This window comes from Streptomyces sp. NPDC048291 (assembly GCF_043201715.1).
GTDB lineage: Bacteria > Actinomycetota > Actinomycetes > Streptomycetales > Streptomycetaceae > Streptomyces.
In genome coordinates this window covers 482,140-498,463 of sequence record NZ_JBICZC010000011.1, presented here as the reverse complement: position 1 = coordinate 498,463, position 16,324 = coordinate 482,140, and the positions used below count along the sequence as shown (strand labels likewise).

At 72.1% G+C, this 16,324-nt stretch carries 19 protein-coding genes and 1 pseudogene; 9 read left to right on the top strand and 11 right to left on the bottom strand.

The window, feature by feature from the left end; all coding sequences use genetic code 11:
* From ACGF5O_RS30670 to ACGF5O_RS30660, 3 genes and pseudogenes are all read right to left on the bottom strand, one after another.
* Positions 1-96 (bottom strand): annotated as a pseudogene (locus tag ACGF5O_RS30670) (electron transfer flavoprotein subunit beta); the annotation flags it as partial.
* Between the two features lie 241 nt (positions 97-337).
* Positions 338-847, bottom strand: a complete 510-nt coding sequence (locus tag ACGF5O_RS30665) for a flavin reductase family protein (RefSeq protein ID WP_393813109.1) — start codon at positions 845-847, stop codon at positions 338-340.
* A gap of 208 nt (positions 848-1,055) precedes the next feature.
* A complete protein-coding gene (locus tag ACGF5O_RS30660) occupies positions 1,056-1,469 on the bottom strand; it encodes a thioredoxin family protein (protein ID WP_393813134.1) in 414 nt (137 codons plus the stop codon).
* Between the two features lie 105 nt (positions 1,470-1,574).
* On the opposite strand from ACGF5O_RS30660, the gene ACGF5O_RS30655 reads away from it, so the two are divergent.
* Both ACGF5O_RS30655 and ACGF5O_RS30650 read left to right on the top strand, forming a co-directional pair.
* Entirely contained in the window at positions 1,575-1,991 is a 417-nt protein-coding gene (locus ACGF5O_RS30655) for a DUF4395 domain-containing protein (protein ID WP_393813108.1), read from the top strand.
* Positions 1,992-2,179: 188 nt separating this feature from the next.
* Entirely contained in the window at positions 2,180-2,908 is a 729-nt protein-coding gene (locus ACGF5O_RS30650; protein WP_393813107.1) for a lysophospholipid acyltransferase family protein, read from the top strand.
* Between the two features lie 3 nt (positions 2,909-2,911).
* Here ACGF5O_RS30650 and ACGF5O_RS30645 read toward each other — a convergent pair whose 3' ends face one another.
* The 5 genes from ACGF5O_RS30645 to ACGF5O_RS30625 all read right to left on the bottom strand — a co-directional run bounded on the left by ACGF5O_RS30645 (position 2,912) and on the right by ACGF5O_RS30625 (position 7,634).
* Complete coding sequence (locus ACGF5O_RS30645; RefSeq protein ID WP_393813106.1) at positions 2,912-3,613, bottom strand: B3/4 domain-containing protein; 702 nt, start codon at positions 3,611-3,613, stop codon at positions 2,912-2,914.
* Between the two features lie 10 nt (positions 3,614-3,623).
* On the bottom strand, positions 3,624-4,214 hold the full coding sequence (locus ACGF5O_RS30640; protein ID WP_393813105.1) for a transglutaminase domain-containing protein: 591 nt from the start codon (positions 4,212-4,214) through the stop codon (positions 3,624-3,626).
* 167 nt (positions 4,215-4,381) lie between these two features.
* Positions 4,382-5,452: a threonine aldolase family protein gene (locus tag ACGF5O_RS30635; RefSeq protein ID WP_393813104.1), complete on the bottom strand. Its 1,071-nt coding sequence runs from the start codon at positions 5,450-5,452 to the stop codon at positions 4,382-4,384.
* Positions 5,449-6,195: an SDR family NAD(P)-dependent oxidoreductase gene (locus ACGF5O_RS30630; RefSeq protein WP_393813133.1), complete on the bottom strand. Its 747-nt coding sequence runs from the start codon at positions 6,193-6,195 to the stop codon at positions 5,449-5,451. Before ACGF5O_RS30630 ends, ACGF5O_RS30635 begins: the two co-directional genes overlap by 4 nt.
* A 41-nt stretch (positions 6,196-6,236) precedes the next feature.
* Positions 6,237-7,634 carry a DUF6421 family protein gene (locus ACGF5O_RS30625; protein WP_393813103.1) on the bottom strand — a complete coding sequence of 466 codons (1,398 nt, stop codon included), beginning with the start codon at positions 7,632-7,634 and terminating at the stop codon, positions 6,237-6,239.
* Positions 7,635-8,047: 413 nt separating this feature from the next.
* Between ACGF5O_RS30625 and ACGF5O_RS30620 the strand changes: the two genes are divergently transcribed.
* Entirely contained in the window at positions 8,048-8,731 is a 684-nt protein-coding gene (locus tag ACGF5O_RS30620) for a glycerophosphodiester phosphodiesterase (protein WP_393813102.1), read from the top strand.
* A 15-nt stretch (positions 8,732-8,746) separates the two neighbouring features.
* Here ACGF5O_RS30620 and ACGF5O_RS30615 read toward each other — a convergent pair whose 3' ends face one another.
* Positions 8,747-9,286, bottom strand: coding sequence for a GNAT family N-acetyltransferase (locus tag ACGF5O_RS30615; RefSeq protein WP_393813132.1), 540 nt, complete (start codon positions 9,284-9,286; stop codon positions 8,747-8,749).
* 139 nt (positions 9,287-9,425) lie between these two features.
* Between ACGF5O_RS30615 and ACGF5O_RS30610 the strand changes: the two genes are divergently transcribed.
* Positions 9,426-9,818, top strand: a complete 393-nt coding sequence (locus ACGF5O_RS30610; RefSeq protein ID WP_393813101.1) for a VOC family protein — start codon at positions 9,426-9,428, stop codon at positions 9,816-9,818.
* A 148-nt stretch (positions 9,819-9,966) separates the two neighbouring features.
* On the opposite strand, the gene ACGF5O_RS30605 is transcribed toward ACGF5O_RS30610, so the two are convergent.
* Positions 9,967-10,563, bottom strand: a complete 597-nt coding sequence (locus ACGF5O_RS30605; RefSeq protein WP_393813100.1) for a MarR family winged helix-turn-helix transcriptional regulator — start codon at positions 10,561-10,563, stop codon at positions 9,967-9,969.
* Positions 10,560-12,218 carry an FUSC family protein gene (locus tag ACGF5O_RS30600; RefSeq protein ID WP_393813099.1) on the bottom strand — a complete coding sequence of 553 codons (1,659 nt, stop codon included), beginning with the start codon at positions 12,216-12,218 and terminating at the stop codon, positions 10,560-10,562. Before ACGF5O_RS30600 ends, ACGF5O_RS30605 begins: the two co-directional genes overlap by 4 nt.
* Before the next feature lie 165 nt (positions 12,219-12,383).
* On the opposite strand from ACGF5O_RS30600, the gene ACGF5O_RS30595 reads away from it, so the two are divergent.
* From ACGF5O_RS30595 to ACGF5O_RS30575, 5 genes are all read left to right on the top strand, one after another.
* Entirely contained in the window at positions 12,384-12,926 is a 543-nt protein-coding gene (locus ACGF5O_RS30595; RefSeq protein ID WP_393813098.1) for a DUF5134 domain-containing protein, read from the top strand.
* Between the two features lie 99 nt (positions 12,927-13,025).
* Positions 13,026-13,961: a M56 family metallopeptidase gene (locus ACGF5O_RS30590; protein WP_393813097.1), complete on the top strand. Its 936-nt coding sequence runs from the start codon at positions 13,026-13,028 to the stop codon at positions 13,959-13,961.
* Positions 13,962-14,017: 56 nt separating this feature from the next.
* The gene (locus tag ACGF5O_RS30585) at positions 14,018-14,689 is read left to right on the top strand and encodes a phosphatase PAP2 family protein (protein WP_393813096.1); all 672 of its coding nucleotides are present in this window, start codon (positions 14,018-14,020) and stop codon (positions 14,687-14,689) included.
* 50 nt (positions 14,690-14,739) lie between these two features.
* Positions 14,740-15,462 (top strand): HAD family hydrolase, encoded by a 723-nt coding sequence (locus tag ACGF5O_RS30580; RefSeq protein WP_393813131.1) that lies wholly within the window; start codon positions 14,740-14,742, stop codon positions 15,460-15,462.
* A 136-nt stretch (positions 15,463-15,598) separates the two neighbouring features.
* Positions 15,599-16,288 (top strand): TetR/AcrR family transcriptional regulator, encoded by a 690-nt coding sequence (locus ACGF5O_RS30575; RefSeq protein ID WP_393813095.1) that lies wholly within the window; start codon positions 15,599-15,601, stop codon positions 16,286-16,288.
* The last annotated feature ends 36 nt before the right edge of the window (positions 16,289-16,324 follow it).

The following is a 16,324-nucleotide window of genomic DNA, read 5'->3' as shown; positions in this document are numbered from 1 at the left end:
CACGTCGTCACGGTCGACGGTCAGGTCATCGGCGAAATGCCGGTCGCCAGTGGCGTCGGGCACATACTTCACAGTGACAACGATCCTCAAGCTCACGCCGGCTCTCCTACTGCATCGTCTTTTCTGGGCTGCCTCTTGCAGGCAGCATAGGCGCCTCAAGCGGCTCATCCCGGTCGGGGCGGCCGCGCGCTCCGAACGAAATATTACTCACCAGTACAGCCAGTTCATCCCCGCTAAGCAAGCGCTTTGAACTGTGACCTTCGCAACGCAGCGTAACCGGAACTCGACGGGTGCGCAGAACGAGGGGCGCGTGATCCGCGGAACGGGGGCTGTGTGATCAGTCCCGCAGCCCGTTGAAGGCGCCCTGGTGGTACAGGAGCGGCCGGCCGGCGCGGGAGGGATCGCCGACGAGCACCTCGGCCAGCACGATGCGGTGGTCGCCGGCCGGCACCCGCGCCACGATCCGGCACACCAGCCACACCAGTACGTCGTCCAGGACCGGGACGCCCGCATGGCCGTCGCGCCAGTTGGTGGGCGCACCGAACCGGTCGGCGCCGCTGCGCGCGAAGGTGGCCGCGAGCTCCGCCTGGTGCTCGCCGAGGATGTGGACGCCGATGTGCTCGGCGGTGGATATCGCGGGCCAGCTGGAAGCGCCCGTGCCGACCCCGAAGGAGACCATCGGGGGCTCGGCGGAGACGGAGGTGAGGGAGGTGGCGGTGAAGCCGACCGGGCCGTCGGCGCCACGCGCGGTGATCACCGCCACACCGGCCGCGTGCCGCCGGAAGGCGGAGCGGAGCAGGTCGGGCGAGGCGAGCTGGGGGGTGCCGAGGTCGGGCGTGGCCGTCATGGAGTTGTCCTTCTGCGAGGGGCGGCGTTCGGGTCCGTGGCTGCTCAACAGTCCGGACAGCGCGCACTCGCGGTACGGGCCAGGTCCACGTGCACCCGGCCGAAGAGAAGGAGTTCCTGAGGCATAGAGTCAGGCTGACGATAGGTGGTGCGCCCAGTCAAGTACGTTCCGGGATATGGGAGGTGCCTCACCGTCATCGGCATACTCGTCAGACCGCCTCGCCCAGCGCCGCGATGACGTCCGCCTTGCGGGGCAGTCCGGTGGCCCGGCGCACCACCCGGCCGTCCGCGTCGAGCACCAGCACGGTGGGCGTCTTGAGGATCTCCAGTTCGCGTACGAGGTCGAGGTGTGCCTCGGCGTCGATCTCGACGTGGGTGACCCCGGGGACCATCCCGGCGACCTCGCCCAGCACCCGCCGGGTGGCCCGGCAGGGGGCGCAGAAGGCGCTGGAGAACTGCACCAGCGTGGCCCGTTCGCCCAGTTCACCGCCGAGTTCGGCCGCTTCGAGCCGCTTGCCGTCGTCGCGCCCGCGCACCCGTACCCTCCCGCTCCGCCGCCTGTGCAGCACTCCGTAGACGCTCGCCGCCGCGAGCACCGCCACGCACACCACGAGTCCGGTCATCACCGGACAAGGATCCACGAGACGGCTCACCACCGCGAAAAGCGTTCACGAGACTGCAAAGATTCCCGGCTCCCCTACCGGCCCGCGAGGCGGAATCCTTGGTTCATGGACATCGACGCACGTGGGCCGCGGTTCGCGGCGGCCGTGACGACGGTCGTACTGGCCGTCGCGCTGATCACCCGGAGCCCCTGGCTCCTCGCCTGGCAGACGCTGGCGTTCGCGCTCGGCGCGGCCGGCGGCATGAGCCGGTCGCCGTACGGCTGGGCGTTCCGGACACTCGTACGACCGCGGCTCGCGCCTCCGACGGAGTTCGAGCCGCCGGAGCCCCCGCGGTTCGCGCAGGCGGTCGGACTGGTCTTCGCGGGGCTCGGTCTGGTCGGATTCGCGCTGGGCCCGGCGTGGTTGGGCCTCGCGGCGACCGGGCTCGCGCTCGCCGCGGCCTTCCTCAATGCGGCGTTCGGGTACTGCCTGGGCTGCGAGATGTTCCTGCTCATGCGGCGGTTGACGGCCCACCCCGAGTAAAGGGCCGTTAAAAGCGCGAGGTGGATCAAGGGGCCCAACGTGACGAGGATCTCGCCGCGCCAGGGCACCAGGGCTGGCTCCCCGTCCGTTCTTCGGGCACCATCTGCGAGACGCCGTAAACCTACGGCTCCGTAACTTCCCGCCGGGAGCCCCTTTCCCAGGCAGAGCAGAAAGGGTCCGCCCCGCCCATGCCAGAGCTGGTCTACCGTCCCGTCATCGGTTTCGCCAAGACGTTGTTCAAGGTCTGGGACCTCAAGATCGACTGCCAGGGTTCGGAGAACATCCCGCGCTCGGGCGGCGCCGTGCTGGTGAGCAATCACATCAGCTACCTGGACTTCGTCTTCGACGGCCTCGCGGCCCTTCCGCAGAAGCGCCTGGTGCGGTTCATGGCGAAGGAGTCGGTGTTCCGGCACCGGATCTCCGGCCCGCTGATGCGCGGCATGAAGCACATCCCGGTGGACCGCAAGCAGGGCGAGGCGGCCTACCAGCACGCGCTGGAGTCGCTGAAGTCCGGTGAGATCGTGGGGGTCTTCCCGGAGGCCACGATCTCCCAGTCCTTCACGCTGAAGAGCTTCAAGTCGGGTGCCGCGCGGCTCGCGCAGGAGGCCGGCGTCCCGCTCGTCCCGATGGCGCTGTGGGGCACCCAGCGCATCTGGACCAAGGGCCAGCCGCGCAACTTCAAGCGGAACCACCTGCCCGTCACCATCCGGGTCGGCGAGCCGGTCGAAGCCCCCCGGGACCAGTACGCGGGAGCCATCACCCGTCGGCTGCGCGAGCGCGTCCAGGAGCTCCTCGACGCCGCCCAGCGCGCCTACCCGGCCCGCCCGAAGGACGCGAGCGACACCTGGTGGCTCCCGGCGCACCTGGGCGGCACGGCACCCACGCTGGACCAGCTGAAGGCCGCCGAGGCGGTCTGAGCCTCAGCCCGCCGGCTCGGGCGCGCGCACCTCGATGCGGGCGCCGGGGCTGAACTTCTCCAGCAGTTCGGCGAGTTCGGCGCCCGCCGCGGCCACCTCCGGCACCGGCATCGGGGCGAGGCTCTCCAGCAGGAAGAGGGCCGAGGCCGTCCGCTCGGTGAGGCGGGTGCGCGGGCCCTGGCGCCAGTTCCAGCGGCGGCAGGTGACTCCGGCGTCGTCGCACCACACGACCTCGCCGGCGTCGGGGTGCTCGACGGTCTCCTCGCCCCCGGCCACGGTCACGAAGTCCTCCTCGCCCGTGGCGCGTACGAGGCGCATACCGCCCTGGATCAGGTCGAGGTCCTCACCGCCGACCGGGATCAGGTGGGCGACGCTGATGGCGTTGTAGAGGTCCACGAGCATGTTGATACGGGGCAGGCCGCCGTCCGCCAGGGCCCGCTTGGCCAGCGCCTCGGCCGAGTTGCGGGTGCGGGAGGGCTTGGAGCCGAAGGCCGTGTAGGCGGCCCGCCAGGCCACCATGTGCGGGTCCTCGTGCGGGGCACGCCCGTCGAGACGGACGGCCAGCCGCCGGGCCGCGTCGTCGAGGAGGGCCGAACTCGCCTCCGTACTGGGTCCGTTGGCCAGGCCGTGGGCCTCGATGACGAGATGCGTGAAACCGGGTGCGAGAGCGCGCACCTCGTCGGACACGGTGAGCGTGAGAGTCATCTGCCTTGCCTCAGAGTGCGGTGGGGAGCGTCTTCCAGAGGTGCGGGCGGTCCGGCGCCGCTCTGAGGGCGCCGAGCACGACCGGATGAGGTTCAGCGTACAGGACCGGATAGTCCATCTCACTGGACCGAGGGTCCGGGACCCAGGCCAGCCGTTCGCCGTCGAGGGAGAACCGGGCGTCGACGCCGGGCCTGTTGCCGCGCGGGTCCTGCCGGTGCCAGGCGCCGTGGAGGCGGACGGCGACCAGACCGTGCACGACATGACCTCCCCCGTCGTCCGCGAGCAGCTGGTAGCACAGGGCCGTGGGGATGTCCTCGGCCCGCAGCAGTGCGGCCAGGGCGTGCGCCTTGGCGTAGCAGATGCCGGTGCGCCTCTCAAGCACGTCCGATGCCCGCCAGGTCACGCGCAGGTCGCCGGAGTCCTGGGAGTGCGGGATGGTGTCCCGGACGAATTCGTAGGCGGATCGCGCATAGTCATACGAGTCGCCGACACCCTCCGCGAGTCGGGCGGCCGCCTCCCGGACCAGCGGATGGTGATGGTCGATGACCTCGTCAGCGGCCAGGTAGGCGGACAGATCGGCGTTGTTCTGGATCAGCTCCATGCCCGCAGAGCATAGGAATGCGACCACCCAGGCGTCAATGACTTTCCGGGTGGTCGCATATCTATGCAACAAGCGCTCTGGCAGCGTCCCGTCAGGGGCGCGGCGAACGGCGCGCCCGGCCACGACGGCGCCGCAGTCGGCGGATCACGGCACTTCCCGCGGAGCGCTCAGCGCGCCATCTCCTCCTTGAGCGCCGCCACGAACGCGTCCACGTCCGCCTCGGTCGTGTCGAAGGCGCACATCCAGCGGACGTCACCCGCCGCCTCGTCCCAGAAGTAGAACCGGAAGCGCTTCTGCAGACGCAGGCTCACGTCGTGCGGGAGCCGCGCGAAGACGCCGTTGGCCTGTACCGGGTGGAGGATCTCCACGCCGTGCACGGCCCGGACGCCCTCGGCGAGCCGCTGGGCCATCTCGTTGGCGTGCCGGGCGTTGCGCAGCCACAGGTCCTTGGCGAGCAGCGCCTCCAACTGCACCGACACGAAGCGCATCTTGGAGGCGAGCTGCATGGACAGCTTGCGCAGGTGCTTCATGTGGCTGACGGCGTCCTGGTTGATCACCACGACCGCCTCGCCGAAGATCGCGCCGTTCTTGGTGCCGCCCAGCGAGAGGATGTCGACGCCGACCGCGTTGGTGAAGGTGCGCATCGGCACGTCCAGGGAGGCCGCCGCGTTGGCTATCCGGGAGCCGTCCAGGTGCACCTTCATGTCGTGCGCGTGGGCGTGCTCGCAGATCGCGCGGATCTCGTCCGGCGTGTACAGGGTGCCCAGCTCGGTGCTCTGGGTGATCGAGACCACCTGGGGCATCGCCCGGTGCTCGTCGTCCCAGCCGTACGCCTGCCGGTCGATGAGCTCCGGGGTGAGCTTGCCGTCGGGGGTGGGCACGGTGAGCAGCTTGAGGCCGCCCATGCGCTCGGGGGCGCCGCCCTCGTCGACGTTGATGTGCGCGCTCTCGGCGCAGATCACCGCGCCCCAGCGGTCGGTGACCGCCTGGAGCGCGACGACGTTCGCGCCGGTGCCGTTGAAGACCGGGAAGGCCTCCGCCGTCGCCCCGAAGTGGCCGCGGACGATCCGCTGGAGGTTCTCGGTGTACTCGTCCTCGCCGTACGCCACCTGGTGGCCGCCGTTGGCCAGGGCCAGGGCGGCGAGCACCTCGGGGTGGGCTCCGGCGTAGTTGTCACTGGCGAAACCGCGGACCTGCGGGTCGTGGTGGCGACGCGCGTCGGTCTTCGGAGGGTTCACGGCTTCTCGGTCAGCCACAGACGGTTTCCGTTCACTTCGGCGGCGGACTTGCTCCAGACGCCCTCGATGGCCTCGGCCAGGTCCTTGACGTCGGTGAAGCCCGCGAACTTCGCGTTGGGCCGCTCGGCGCGCATCGCGTCGTGGACCAACGCCTTCACCACCAGGATGGCAGCGGCGGAGGTCGGGCCCTCCGGGCCCCCTGCCTTGCGGAAGTAGTCGGCCAGGGCGAGCGTCCACGCCTCGGCGGCGGCCTTGCCCGCGGCGTACGCGGCGTTGCCCGCGGTGGGCCTGCTCGCGGCGGAGGCGCTGATCAGGACGTACCGGCCGCGCTCGCTGCGCTGCAGCGCCTCGTGGAAGGCGAGGGAGGTGTGCTGCACGGTCTTGACGAGCAGCAGCTCCAGGAAGTCCCAGTCGTCCAGGCTGGTCTTGGTGAAGGTCTCGCTGCCGCGCCAGCCGCCGACCAGGTGCACGAGACCGTCGACGCGGCCGAAGTCCTTCTCGATGTGGGTGGCCCAGTCCCGGGTGGACTGGAGGTCGAGCAGGTCCACCGTGTCGCCCGTGACGGTCGCGCCGCCGGAGGCGTAGCGGGCCGCGTCGACGGCCTCGGACAGGCGCTGCGGGTCGTTGTCCGCCCCGACGACGGTCGCGCCGGCCTCGGCCAGCCGCATCAGCGTGGCACGCCCTGCGGGTCCGCCCGCACCGGCCACCGCGATCACCGTACCGCTGAGAGCCCCGTTGCCCACCATGTCGTTCCCCTCTTGAGCAGTGTTCCGCCGCCGGTCGCTCACGCGGCGACCGGCTCGGCGCTGTCCGCCGTGATGCCCTTGGTCTCGGCGATCACGTTCTTCAGTTTCTTGGACAGGGCCTCGTAGAACATGCTCAGCGGAAACTCGTCCGGAAGCACGTCGTCCACGAGCTTGCGCGGCGGCAGGCTCAGGTCCAGGGCGTCCGGGCCCTTGGCCCACTTCGAGCCGGGGTGCGGGGCGAGGTAGGTGGCGACCAGCTCGTACCCGGCGAACCAGTGGACGAGCTTCGGGCGGTCGATGCCGTCCTTGTACAGCTTCTCGATCTCGGCGCACAGCTGGTTGGTGACCTGCGGGGCGCGCTCCCAGTCGATGGCGAGCTTGTTGTCGGTCCAGCGGACCACGTCGTGCCTGTGCAGGTAGGCGAAGAGCAGCTGGCCGCCGAGCCCGTCGTAGTTGCGGACCCGGTCGCCGGTGACCGGGAAGCGGAACATCCGGTCGAAGAGGACCGCGTACTGCACGTCACGGGCCTGCGGGACGCCGTCCGCCTGGAGCTTCACGGCCTCCTTGAAGGCGGTGAGGTCGCAGCGCAGCTCCTCCAGGCCGTACATCCAGAACGGCTGGCGCTGCTTGATCATGAACGGGTCGAAGGGCAGGTCGCCGTGGCTGTGGGTGCGGTCGTGGACCATGTCCCACAGGACGAAGGCCTCCTCGCAGCGCTTCTGGTCGTGGACCATCGCGGCGACGTCCGCGGGCAGGTTCAGGCCCAGGATGCCGACGGCCGCGTCGGTGACCCGGCGGAAGCGGGCGGCCTCCCGGTCGCAGAAGATGCCGCCCCAGGAGAATCGTTCCGGCGCCTCGCGAACGGCGATGGTCTCCGGGAACAGGACGGCGGAGTTGGTGTCGTACCCGGCCGTGAAGTCCTCGAAGGTGATGCCGCAGAACAGCGGGTTGTCGTACCGGGTGCGCTCCAGCTCGGCCAGCCACTCCGGCCAGACCATGCGCAGCACGACCGCCTCCAGGTTGCGGTCCGGGTTGCCGTTCTGCGTGTACATCGGGAAGACGACCAGGTGCTGGAGGCCGTCCGCGCGGCCCGCGGCGGGCTGGAAGGCGAGCAGCGAGTCGAGGAAGTCTGGCACCTGGAAGCCGCCGACGGCCCAGCGCCGCAGGTCCGTCACGAGCGCCCGGTGGTAGTCGGCGTCGTGCGGGAGCAGCGGGGACAGCTCCTCCACGGCCTCGACGACACGCCGTACGGCCGCCTCGGCGTCGGCCCGTGCGGGCGCGCCCTCGTCGTCGAGGTCGATGGAGCCGTCCTTCGACTGCCATGGCCGGATCCGCTCCACGGCATCCTTGAGCACGGGCCACGCCGGGTGCTCGACCACCCTGGTCACGGGAGGAACCTGCTCCTCCGAACCCACCTGCACAAGAATTTCCGTCATGACCCATCCTCCACGGGAGAAGCTTCCGTAAGGACACCGTATGCATACAAGCTTTCTCCCAGCAAGGGGGTGATCAGGAAATTATCCTGCGGCATCCCGACTTCACCGCGCTTTTTCCTGTGTGAAACCGTGAAGGCGCTCACATTCACTACGTCCGGTGACGAGGTGTCAGCTCCGGACGACCGTCGGGATCCGGCCGGTCAATGCGCGACGGGACGCGCCCACCACCGGGTGACCGCCGACCGGGGCACGGGCCAGGTGTCGCGCACCCGGCACACCAATCCCCTCGTGTACGTACGGGTTCATCGCGACGGGCGGCCATTAGGCTGCGCCCAGCCGCGTGGACAGCGACGTCCGTCGTACGGTTCGCGCGCCTGCACCCATCGCCGCCGTCGACGGAAGCGAGTTGAATCTTGAACTTCCTTACCATCGGTCACCGCGGAGTCATGGGCGTCGAGCCCGAGAACACCCTCCGTTCCTTCGTCGCCGCCCAGCAGGCCGGCCTCGACCTGATCGAACTCGATCTCCACCTGAGCAAGGACGGCGCCCTGGTCGTCATGCACGACGCGGAGGTGGACCGCACGACCGACGGCACCGGCCCGATCGCCGAGAAGACCCTGGAGGAGCTGCGCGGTCTTGACGCCGGCCGGGGCGAGCGGGTGCCGGTGTTCGAGGAGGTCCTGGACGCCGTACGGTCTCCGTTGCAGGCCGAGATCAAGGACGTGGCCGCGGCCCGCGCGCTGGCCGAGGTCATGCAGCGGCGGGACCTGGTGTCCCGGGTGGAGGTGTCCTCGTTCCACGACGAGGCGGTCGCCGAGATCGCCCGGCTGGTGCCGGGGGTGCGCACCGCGCTGATCGCCAGCCGGTACGGCACCGACGTCGTGGAGCGGGCCCAGGAGGCGGGGGCGGCGACCCTCTGCCTGAACATCCGGCGGCTGACCCTGGAGGTCGTCGAGCACGCCCGCAAGGCGGACCTGCGGGTGATCGGCTGGGTGGTGAACACCCAGGACGACCTGCGGCTGGTGCGCGCCCTCCAGCTGGACGGCGCGACGACCGACTACCCGGAGATCAAACGCACCGCCCGCTTCACGGCCTGAACGCCGGCCCGCGCCTCACACCAGCGGCTTGACCAGCAGTTCGAACTGCAGGTCGGCGCGCCGGGGAATGCCGAAGCGCTCCTCGCCGTACGGGAACGGCGTCATCTTCCCCGTACGGCGGTAGCCGCGCCGCTCGTACCAGGCGATCAGGTCCTCGCGCACCGAGATCACCGTCATGTGCATCTCCGTCACGCCCCAGTCCTCGCGCGCCTGGCGCTCCGCCTCGGCGATGACGACCTTGCCGAGGCCGGCGCCCTGGAGGGCGGGGCTCACCGCGAACATGCCGAAGTAGGCGTGGTCGCCGCGGTGTTCGAGCTGGCAGCAGGCGACGACGGTGCCGTCCCGCTCGACGACGAGCAGCTTGCCGTCCGGTGCCTTGATCACTTCGAGGACGCCCTCGGGATCGGTCCGCTGCCCCTCCAGGATGTCCGCCTCGGTGGTCCAGCCGACCCGGCTGTCGTCGCCCCGGTAGGCCGACTCGACCAACGCGACCAGGACGTCCACGTCGGCGTCGGTGGCGTCGCGGAAGGTCGGTCCGGCGGCGGCGTTCTCCATGGGCAGGGTCTCCATGGGCGGGTTCTCCGATCTCACGTGCTGCTGATCTCAGGTGCTGCTGAGCCGGCCACGAGCCTATCCCCGCTCCCCCGCTCCCCTTCCCGGCTCCCGTGGTGGCCTGCCGCTACGCTCCGGTCGCATGGTGCATGTACTGAGCGGCCGTACCCTGATCCACCCCACCGACCCCGAGCGGTCCCGCGCCTTCTACGGCGAGCGGCTCGGCCTGGCCGTCTACCGCGAGTTCGGCGAGGGCCCGGAGCGGGGCACGGTCTACTTCCTGGGCGGCGGGTTCCTGGAGGTCTCCGGGCGGTCGGACACGCCGCCCTCGCCGGCCGTGCGGCTGTGGCTTCAGGTCGCGGACGTGGCGGCGGCGCACGAGGAGCTGGTGGCGAAGGGCGTCGCGATCGTGCGCCCGCCCGTGAAGGAGCCGTGGGGCCTGGTCGAGATGTGGACCGCCGATCCGGACGGGATCAGGATCGTGCTGGTGGAGGTGCCGGCCGACCATCCGCTGCGGTACCGGCCGGGCATCTGAGCGGGTCCGGCGACGGCAGCGACCCGGAAGGGGTGCCGAGGAGGGAACTGCGCCACCGGCCACGACGGAGCCACGGACGAACGACGCCTCCCCGCCACAGTTCCAGCGGGGCGAATCCAGGGCGGCCGACGATGCCGCACCGGCGGGATCAGGCCCGCAGCGCGCCCATCCGGCCCTCCAGGCGGCCCAGCAACTCGGCCAGGAGTCCCGCCAGTTCGCCCTGGCCCTCGGGGGCGAGGACGGACAGCACGGCCGTCTCGTAGGCGAGTTGCTCGGGCAGGATGCCGTCGACGAGGTCGCGGCCCGCGTCGGTGAGGCGGAGGTGGGCGACCCTGCGGTCACGGGCGTCGCCGCGCCGCTCGACCAGGCCGCGTTCGGTGAGCTGCTTGAGGCGTTTGGTGACGGCGGCGCCGGAGGAGAAGGTCTCCTTGGCGAGCTCGCTCGGCGTCAGCTCGTGGCCGGTGCGGCGAAGCGCGCCGAGCAGGTCGAACTCGGGGCGGCTGAGGCCGGCCCGGCGCAGCGGGGCGTCCTCGGCCTGCTGGAGGAGGGCGGCGCAGCGGTTGATCCGGCCGATGACCTCCATGGGACCCGTGTCCAGCGCCGGATGGACACTCCGCCACTGCCGGACGACGGCCGCGACCGTGTCGTCCCTGCCGGCCCCCCTGCCCGCACCGTTGCCCGCGCCTCCCCCCACGCCTCTGTCCGCGTCGCTCCCGGCCGCCGGTCGTCCGTTGGTCGCCGTCATGGCCGTACGTCCTCCGTAGTCCTCGCGCCGTCCCAGGAGTGCGTTCCCTGGCGTCGTACCGTCGCGGCGAGCGTACGGTGTCCGGACTGTTCGGCGAGCACGACCCGCTCCTGGGGCAGCGCGCGCTGCCACCACTCGCCGGACGCGGCGTCGGCCGTGGCCCGCAGGTCCGCAAGGGCGGCGGACAGGGTGCGGCGGGCGGCCTCCAGGGCCCGCGGGGCCGGCTGCGACCCGGCGAGCAGGCGGGCGGCCTGTTCCCGAGCCCGCTCGACGCGGGTCAGGGCGTGTTCGATCCGGTCGCCGGCCCGGCGGTTGGTGACGACGACGGCGGTGCCGAAGCCGACGAGCGCGCCGACCAGGGTGTCCACCACCCGCTCGGTGATCAGCTGCCCCGCGTCCTGGGTGCGGGCGAACTCGGTGACGAGCAGCGCCATCGGGGTGACGCAGACGCTGCCGAGCCAGTAGTTGCGGCCGATCAGGGCCTCGGCGCCGAAGTTGAAGGCGAGGCAGCACAGCACCAGGACGGCCGGGTGGAGGTGGGCGAGCGGTACGACGACGGCGAAGACGAGGACGCCGAGGAGGTTGCCGACGACGCGCTGGACGCCCCGGCTCCAGGTGAGGGTGACATTGGCCTGGTAGAGGGAGGCGGCGGTGACCAGCGCCCAGTAGGGGCGGCCGACGCCGAGGGCGAGGGAGGCGTAACCGGCCAGGGCGCAGCCGAGCGCCGTGCGGGCGGCGAGGGGGGCGAGCGGGCCGAGCCGGTGCCACAACGGGCGCTGCGGGACGGAGAGTTCGGCGCCGATGCCGAGGAGGTCGTCGTCGGCTCCGGCGACGCGCGGGACGCGTCCGGTGCCGCGCAGCGCGCGGGCCCAGCCGCGCAGCAGCGCCGGGGCGGCGTCCGCCGGGGCGGCGAGAGCGACCTCGGCGCGGACGACGAGGTGTTCGAGGGCGCGGCGGGTGCGGTCGGTGCGGGCGCCGGTGGCGAGCAGGGACTGCCAGGCGGCCTGTACGGCGCCGGCCGCGGCGGCCCGGGCCCGCTCGTGACCGGCTCCGGTGCCGCGGGTGTCGGCGTAGACGGCGGTGGCGTTCAGGGCGTGGGCGGCGGCCCGGCGTTCGGGGCCGTGCGGGCGGAGCAGCCCGGGGGCCATGCCGACCAGCCAGGCCCAGGCGCCCGCGGCGAGGGCGAGGCCGAGGTGGCCGGGGACCTGGCCGAGGGTCTGCGGGGCGAACAGGGAGGCGGAGCTGATGAAGGTGAGGACCACGTTCCCGGGCGGGCCGACGCGGGTGGCGTCGCAGAGGGCCTTCTGCACCGCGGCCATGAGCGCGCCGACGGTCACCAGGACGACGGCGTTCGTGGTGAGCGAGGCCGCGGTCAGCGCGACGGCGAGGCCGCAGACCATGCCGAGGATCACCCGGGCCAGGGTGCGGGCGCGGGCGGGATAGGGGCGGTTGTGGCCGTAGAGGGCGCACAGCGATCCGGCCATCGTGTACATCGCGAGGTCGAGGCGGCCGAGGGCCAGCAGGGCCAGGTTGGGCGGGGCGACCGCGGCGACCACGCTGAGGGCGGGCTTGAACCAGATGTCGGAGGGCCGGCCGAGGCGCAGCACACCGGCGAGGGGCAGACGGCGGATGGCGGCAGGGGTCGCTGTGCTCATACCCATCAATTTAGCACGTGTTTTACTAGTAAAGCATCTTCGAACGACCCTGCTCACAGGCTGTGCTCCGGCGAATGCTCCCCGTGTACATCCTTGCGCTCGCGTGCGCGCCGTACGGCCGGGGCATCGCATCCATCGACGCGACGTCGAGCGGGGAGGTGCGCCGTGCACGGACCGGCTTCGCCCGGCTGGCTGCTGGTCGCGCTGTGCGCGGCGACCGGGGCCTACTGCCTGCTGCGGATGCGCAGCAGCGTCCGGGAACAGCGGCGCGCCGCGGGCGGCGAGGCGCTGATGGGGTTCGGCATGGCCGTCATGGCCGTGCCCGCGACGGTGTTCACCCCGCCGGGGTGGGCATGGCCGCTGTACGCGGCGGTGTTCGGCGCGGCCGCGCTGCGCGCCCTGTGGAGCGCCCGCAGCAGCCCGCACCATCTGCACCATCTGGTCGGGGCGGCGGCGATGGTCTACATGGCGGTGGCGATGGCCGCCGCGCCCGGCGGCCATCATCACGGCGGTGCCGGAGTCCCCCTGGTGACAGGGGTGTTGCTGCTCTACTTCACGGGCTACGTGCTGCTCTCCGGGGCGCGGCTCGTCCCGGTCGCGGTCAACGCCGGGACGGCGGCCCTCCGCTGGGGCGACAGGCCCGAGCTGGCGCAGGCGTGCCGGCTGTCGATGGGGATCGGCATGGTGGCGATGCTGCTGGCACTGTGAGGGCGACGGGGACGGCACTCGCGGCGCGGACGTTGCCTGCGTCACTTTGGCGTAATGGCCTGTACCCGTGAGCGGTTCCCCGCTCATAGGGTGCTGGCCATGATGGTCCCCGTGGCACTGCTGCTGCTCGGCGCTCTGACCGCCGTGGCCGGCCCCCGGCTGCTCGCCCGGGCCGACTGGACGGACCGGGAGCCGGTGGTCGCGCTGTGGGTGTGGCAGTGCGTCGTGGCGGCCGTCCTGCTGTGCTGCGCGCTGTCGATGACACTGAGCGCGGCGGCTGCCTGGCAGGCGGTGCGCGGGCACGTGTTCGCGACCGCCCCGAACGGGGTGGTGGACGCCTACGCGCTCTCCACGACCGGCCCGTGGGCGGCGGTGACCGCGGTGGCCCTCGCCTGTGCCGGGCTGTGGAGCGGGGCGATGCTGGTACGGGAGATCGCGCGGGCCAGGGCCAGGCGCAACCGGCAGCAGGCCGAACTGCGGGTCCGGTCACCGCTGTTGCCCGGCGAGGAACCGGCCGACGGCCGGCTCGTCGTCTTGGAGGGCGAACGCCCGGACGCCTGGTGGCTGCCCGGAGCGGCGCCCCAACTCGTCGTGACCACGGCCGCGTTGCGTCGCCTGAAGGGCCGTCAGCTGGACGCGGTCCTCGCCCACGAGCAGGGCCACGCGCAGGCCCGGCACGACTGGCTGCTGCACTGCTCGGCCGCGCTGGCGGGCGGGTTCCCGCAGATCCCGGTGTTCGCCGCATTCCGCGACGAGATGCACCGGCTGGTCGAACTGGCCGCGGACGACGTGGCGTCGCGGCGCCACGGCCGTCTCACCACCGCGCTCGCCCTGGTCGAACTCAACGAGGACCGGGGGGTGTTCGGCCCCGGGCCGACCCCGCACGCCCATGTCCCGCAGCGGGTCGACCGGTTGCTCACCGCCCCGGACCGCCTCCCCGCCCGGCACCGGCTGCGGCTGACCGCGACGGCCGCCCTGGTCCCGGTGATCCCGGTGCTGGTGGCGCTCGTACCGAGTCTGCGCGCCCTCGGGTAAAGCCGTATCCGTCGGGGGAATTGCCCTGCGGGCAATGGTTCGGCAAAGATCGCGTCATGTTCCCCCCGCCCGACGACCGCCCTGCTCCCCTTCTCACGACCGCCGTTCTCGCCCTGTCCTCGGCGCTGCTGCTGGCCCTCGTCGCCGGCGAATGGCCTCCGCTGGTAGCGGTGGACCAGGGCATAGCCGACGCCACCCACCGCTGGGCCGTGGCGGATCACGGCACCACACAGGTGCTGCGTGTCCTGGCGGACTGGGTCTGGGACCCGCTGACCATGCGCCTGCTGTGCGCCGCGGTCGCGGTGTGGCTGGTGTGGCGGCACTCGGCCTGGCGGACCGCGCTGTGGCTGACCGTGACCTGTGCGCTCGGGACGGTCGCCCAGCAGTCCCTCAAGGCCGCCGTCGGCCGCCCGCGACCGGCCTGGCCCGACCCGGTCGACTCCGCCCGTTACGCGGCCTTCCCGTCCGGGCACGCCATGACGGCGACGGTGGTCTGCGGCCTGCTGCTGTGGCTGCTGCACCGCTGCGGCGCCGCTCCCGCGATACGGCGTACGGCGCTGGTCGCGGCCGGGGTCTCGGTCCTGGGCGTCGGCCTGACCCGGGTGTGGCTCGGCGTCCACTGGCCCTCGGACGTGCTCGGCGGCTGGCTGCTCGGCGCCCTGGTGGTGGCGCTCGCGGTGCTGGCGTACGAGTGGGAGCGCGACCGCCGGGGGCACCCTCACCGGTAGCCCGCGCCGCGGCGGCCGTCGGTAGAGTCCGCCACATGACTGCCGCACCCCTGACTGCCGTGCTCTTCGACTTCTCCGGAACCCTCTTCCGCATCGAGTCCACCGAATCCTGGCTGCGGGCGGTGCTCGCCGAGACTGAAGCAGCTCTCTCCGAGGCCGAGCTGAAGGAGGCTGCGCGGGCGCTCGAGGTGGCCGGGGCACAGCCCGGCGGGGCCTTCCCGGTCGCGGTGCCCGCGGAGCTGTCCGGGGTGTGGGGGGTGCGGGACGAGAGCGCGGAGCTGCACCGGGCCGCGTACACCGGCCTGTCCCGGCGGGTGGCCCTGCCGGATCCCGGCCTGCACGACGCCCTGTACGAGCGGCACATGGACCCGCGTGCCTGGTCGCCGTACCCCGACGCCGCCCAGGTCCTGCGGACGCTGCGCGAGCACGGCATCGGGGTCGGCGTGGTCAGCAACATCGGCTGGGACCCGCGCCCGGTCTTCCGCGAGCACGGGCTCGACGCCTACGTGGACGCCTACGTCCTGTCGTACGAACACGGCGTCCAGAAACCGGATCCGCGGCTCTTCACGGTCGCCCTCGATGCGCTCGGGGCCGAGCCGGGCGAGACGGTGATGGTCGGGGACAGCAGGCCCGCCGACGGCGGGGCGGCGGCGCTCGGCTGCCGGGTGCACTTCGTGGACCATCTGCCGGTGGCCGAACGGCCGGACGCGCTGCTGCCGGTCCTGGACCTGGTGGGCGCGGCCCGCCGACCGGCCACGCCCACCCAGGCCTGATCTGTCGCGCCGTCCGCCCGAGACGCTCCCCCGTGTCGCCCCGGACGGACGGCAGCCCTGAACAGGCCCCGCACAGGGCGGTGCCCACTACGTCGATTATAGTTGGCTGGCAGCCAGTCAACGCAGGAGTTCCAGGATGTCCCCGCGCAGCCCCTCGGTCAATGAAGAATTGCGCAGGCGTTCGCGCGAGCGGCTGCTCCAGGCCGCGGTGGAGCTGGTCGACGCACACGGCTTCGAGGCGACCACGCTGGGTGCCATCGCGGACCGGGCGGGGTCGGCGCGCGGGCTGGTGTCGTACTACTTCCCGGGCAAGCGCCAGCTGGTCCAGTCCGCCGTGCACCGGCTGATGCACCGCACGCTGGAGGAGGCGCTGGAGCACGAGCCGCACACCGAGGACGGGCGGGAGCGGCTGGCCCGGGCCATCGACTCGATCCTGGGTCTCGCGCAGGACCGTCCGGTGCTGATGCGCCAGCACATGGCGGGCCTGCTGCAGGCCGAGGGCTTCGTGCAGTGCCCCGAGCAGCGGCGGCTGGCGGAGCTGCTCGGCGACACCGTCGCCCGGTACGGCTCGCAGCACGTCGAGACCGACTACCCCATGCTGCGCGCGATGCTGATGGGCGCGGTGTACGCGGCGCTGGTGCCGGGTGTGCCGATGCCGATCCCGGCGCTGCGGGCGGAGCTGTTCGAGCGCTACGGGCTCGACCCGGAGCTGGGCCTGCCTCCGGAGTCGGCACCCTCGGCCGAACGGCGGGACCTGTCGCGGTTCTTCGCCACGGAGGACCGTACCGAGCCGGGACCCGAGTCCGGGTCCGGGTCCGGGTCCTGATGTCGGGGCCGGCCGCCTCTGGACGGTGGCCGGCAT

Excerpts from the sequence above, each read along its gene's own strand:
- ACGF5O_RS30590 (WP_393813097.1), top strand. The coding sequence starts at position 13,026 with ATGATGGTCCCCGTGGCACTGCTGCTGCTCGGCGCTCTGACCGCCGTG.
- ACGF5O_RS30665 (WP_393813109.1), bottom strand. The coding sequence starts at position 847 with ATGACGGCCACGCCCGACCTCGGCACCCCCCAGCTCGCCTCGCCCGAC.
- ACGF5O_RS30605 (WP_393813100.1), bottom strand. The coding sequence starts at position 10,563 with ATGACGGCGACCAACGGACGACCGGCGGCCGGGAGCGACGCGGACAGA.
- ACGF5O_RS30615 (WP_393813132.1), bottom strand. The coding sequence starts at position 9,286 with ATGGAGAACGCCGCCGCCGGACCGACCTTCCGCGACGCCACCGACGCC.
- ACGF5O_RS30575 (WP_393813095.1), top strand. The coding sequence starts at position 15,599 with ATGTCCCCGCGCAGCCCCTCGGTCAATGAAGAATTGCGCAGGCGTTCG.
- ACGF5O_RS30650 (WP_393813107.1), top strand. The coding sequence starts at position 2,180 with ATGCCAGAGCTGGTCTACCGTCCCGTCATCGGTTTCGCCAAGACGTTG.
- ACGF5O_RS30600 (WP_393813099.1), bottom strand. The coding sequence starts at position 12,218 with ATGAGCACAGCGACCCCTGCCGCCATCCGCCGTCTGCCCCTCGCCGGT.
- ACGF5O_RS30655 (WP_393813108.1), top strand. The coding sequence starts at position 1,575 with ATGGACATCGACGCACGTGGGCCGCGGTTCGCGGCGGCCGTGACGACG.
- ACGF5O_RS30585 (WP_393813096.1), top strand. The coding sequence starts at position 14,018 with ATGTTCCCCCCGCCCGACGACCGCCCTGCTCCCCTTCTCACGACCGCC.
- ACGF5O_RS30645 (WP_393813106.1), bottom strand. The coding sequence starts at position 3,613 with ATGACTCTCACGCTCACCGTGTCCGACGAGGTGCGCGCTCTCGCACCC.
- ACGF5O_RS30660 (WP_393813134.1), bottom strand. The coding sequence starts at position 1,469 with ATGACCGGACTCGTGGTGTGCGTGGCGGTGCTCGCGGCGGCGAGCGTC.
- ACGF5O_RS30610 (WP_393813101.1), top strand. The coding sequence starts at position 9,426 with ATGGTGCATGTACTGAGCGGCCGTACCCTGATCCACCCCACCGACCCC.
- ACGF5O_RS30625 (WP_393813103.1), bottom strand. The coding sequence starts at position 7,634 with ATGACGGAAATTCTTGTGCAGGTGGGTTCGGAGGAGCAGGTTCCTCCC.
- ACGF5O_RS30640 (WP_393813105.1), bottom strand. The coding sequence starts at position 4,214 with ATGGAGCTGATCCAGAACAACGCCGATCTGTCCGCCTACCTGGCCGCT.